Origin of the sequence: Kitasatospora sp. MY 5-36, assembly GCF_001182915.1 — a bacterium.
Taxonomy (GTDB): domain Bacteria; phylum Actinomycetota; class Actinomycetes; order Streptomycetales; family Streptomycetaceae; genus Kitasatospora.
On record NZ_LFVW01001236.1, the window covers coordinates 1 to 1,237 of the forward strand.

General features: G+C 77.1%; 1 protein-coding gene and 1 pseudogene. One reads left to right on the forward strand and one right to left on the reverse strand.

The genetic code is table 11. The features are described 5' to 3' along the window. Nucleotides 1-460 (forward strand): annotated as a pseudogene (locus AE652_RS41640) (hypothetical protein); the annotation flags it as partial. Nucleotides 461-539: 79 nt separating this feature from the next. Here the strand turns inward: AE652_RS41640 and tatA are convergent. Then, nucleotides 540-860, reverse strand: coding sequence for a Sec-independent protein translocase subunit TatA (gene tatA, locus AE652_RS41645; protein WP_049661228.1), 321 nt, complete (start codon nucleotides 858-860; stop codon nucleotides 540-542). Between the last annotated feature and the right edge of the window lie 377 nt (nucleotides 861-1,237).

A 1,237-nucleotide genomic window follows, 5' to 3' on the forward strand; every position in this document is an offset into this window, starting at 1 on the left:
CGCCCCGACGCCCGCCGGGTCGCCGTCGCCCACCCGGTCCGTCCCCGTCGCGCCGGGCGCCGCACCGCCGTCCGCCCCCGCCCCCGAGTACGCCCCGGCCTACCGCGCGGTCGAGCTGACCTCGGCGGACGCCGGCTACGAGTTCGACCTCGCCACCGGCACCGTGGTCCCGACCGACAGCGCGACCTGGTACGTCGGCCGCGGCGAGGGCGAGTTCCTGGTGCCGGAGAACGCCGACTCCTTCATCGGCCGGGACGCCGGACTGGGCCCGGCCGAGTGCCTCAAGGGCCTCGGCAGCCGCCCGGCCGGGCGGATCCCGTTCGCCGCCGTCGGGCCGCGCGGCGCCTTCTGCGTCCGGTCCGCGGACGGCCGGGACCTCGCGGTCGTCCGGGTGCTGTCGACCGCGGGCCCGGACGGGCCGGTCCGGGTGTCCCTGGACCACTACCGCCGCAACGGCTGAGGGCCGTCGTTCCCCCGTCGGGCGGCGGGGGAACGACGGCTCCCGGCGTCGGCGGCGGGCTCGCGTACGGGCCCGCCGGTCAGAGCGGCCGCTTCACCGGCCCGGCCTGCGGGGCCGCGGGCGGCTCGGTGACGGCTCCGCCGGGCACACCGGGCGTCGCTCCGCCAGGTGAACCGGCCGTCGCTCCGCCGGGCGAACCCGCGGTTGCTCCACCGGGCGGCTCGGTGACCGCCCCGCCGGGCGCACCGTCCTCCCGCAGGGCCGCCGTCTCGGACTTCAGGATCCGCATCGACTTCCCCAGTCCGCGCGCCATCTCGGGCAGCTTCTTGGAGCCGAACAGCAGCACCAGCACGGCCACCGTGACCAGCACGTGCCAGGGCTCCAGACCATTGCGCAGCATCGCCGCCTCACCCGGCCTTTCGTCGTCGTGACCGGGGCCGCTCGTACGGCGCCCCCGGTCGTCTCGGGGTGGTTTGGGTGACTTCACCGTAAAGCTTGACTGATTTTTCAGTCAATGCGAGAGTCGGTCCCGGCGCTGCCGACCGACCTCGTCCTCCCGGACGACCTCCTCGTCCGCCGCCGACCATCGCCGCGTGGGCCGCTCTCCCGGAGCCCGCCCTCCCCGCCGCGCCGGATCCACCCCCCAGCCCCACCGGAGTCCACCGTGTCCCAGTCCCCCCTCGCCCGCCGCACGGTGCTGCGCTCCCTCGCCGGAGCCGGTGCGATCGCCCTCGGCGCGACGGCCTGCGCCACCGCCGGCGACGAGCCGGCCGGCCC